Consider the following 1,332-nt stretch of genomic DNA (forward strand, 5'->3'; position numbering starts at 1 on the left):
GGAAGGTTGTCCTGGGAACTGGAGAGAGCCTCCTCGGCCCCGGGTATTGCGGCCCGGGAAGCGTGGCCTGCCTATAACCGGCGGAACCGGGAAATGGCGGGTTGCCGAGAGGCAGTCGGAGGGGGTCGTAGTAGTGCCGATCGGCGGGACAACACAACCCGCTGGGAGCGAAGGGCCCCTGCTTCATCGATGCGGTTCGCGAACATGGAGGGACCCGGATGAGTGCCGCTTCGGCTAGTTCCATCCGCCGGGAGGAAGGTACCGCGCGACCGGGTGACCGTTCTCTGGACAAGGTCCGAGCCTTGCAGCGGACGCTTTACCGCTGTGCCAAGCAAGAACCCGAACGCCGGTTTCATGCCCTGTATAGCCATGTCCACCGCATGGACGTTCTTCGGCGGGCATGGGCCGGTGTGTGTACGAACCGAGGAGCCCCGGGCGTGGACGGTGTGACCGTCGATTCCGTGGCGGCCTCGGGGGTGGATGCATTCCTCCAGGATCTGTCGGAGAGACTGCGGACGTATACGTATCGTCCGACAGCGCTGCGGCGGGTCCAGATTCCCAAATCGGGGCGGCCGGGGGAGTTCCGGCCGCTGTCGATCCCCACCGTTGCGGACCGGGTGGTGATGACGGCCGCGAAACTGGTCCTGGAGCCGGTCTTCGAGGCCCACTTCACCGATGCGAGCTACGGATTCCGGCCCAAGCGGTCCGCGATCGATGCGTGCGAAGTTGTGCGCGTCGCGGCGAACCAGCGGCGGGAGTGGGTGTTCGAGGCCGACATCCGGGACTGTTTCGGGACGATCGATCACGACGCGCTGATGGCCCAGGTGGCCCGTCGCGTGGTGGACCGGCCGATGCTGAAGCTGATCCGGGCATGGCTGCGGATGGGAGTTCTGGAGGGCGGGATAACCTCTCCGACCGGGGCGGGAACTCCCCAGGGCTCACCGCTCACGCCCCCAACGCAATGGGTAACTCGGGCATGAGTCACCCTCCGTAGCGTCTTGATCTTGATGTTGGGCGTCGCTGGCGGCGTGTTCGCGGACGGGGATGCGGTGCCGGATGGTGATCTTCTCGGGGCCGATGAGCACGTCTTTGACGAGGAGTCGCAGGATGTGCTGCCGCTCGGGAACCTCGGTGTCGGCGTACGGGCTCTGGTGCAGAGGTGCGTACGGGTTGATCTGCAGAGGTGTTCCGGCGTGTTCGCCTGGGGGCTGTGCCGGTGAGAGGAGCCTGTCGCTGACGTTGTGAGGCGATGAGGGAGGCCCGGGGCATGCTGCTGGAACCGGAGCGGTGGCTGGAGTTGCGGCGCTTCCGGGCTTTGCATGAGGCGGGCGT

The 1,332-nt window shown here is 66.2% G+C and carries 2 protein-coding genes; both read left to right on the forward strand.

Annotated features, from left to right (window positions below; all coding sequences use genetic code 11):
* Positions 1-437 precede the first annotated feature (437 nt).
* The gene (locus I8N67_RS41540) at positions 438-980 is read left to right on the forward strand and encodes a reverse transcriptase domain-containing protein (protein WP_200309531.1); all 543 of its coding nucleotides are present in this window, start codon (positions 438-440) and stop codon (positions 978-980) included.
* 24 nt (positions 981-1,004) lie between these two features.
* Entirely contained in the window at positions 1,005-1,220 is a 216-nt protein-coding gene (locus tag I8N67_RS41545; RefSeq protein WP_200309533.1) for a hypothetical protein, read from the forward strand.
* The last annotated feature ends 112 nt before the right edge of the window (positions 1,221-1,332 follow it).

The sequence above is a fragment of the Streptomyces adelaidensis genome, from assembly GCF_016598475.1.
GTDB lineage: Bacteria > Actinomycetota > Actinomycetes > Streptomycetales > Streptomycetaceae > Streptomyces > Streptomyces adelaidensis.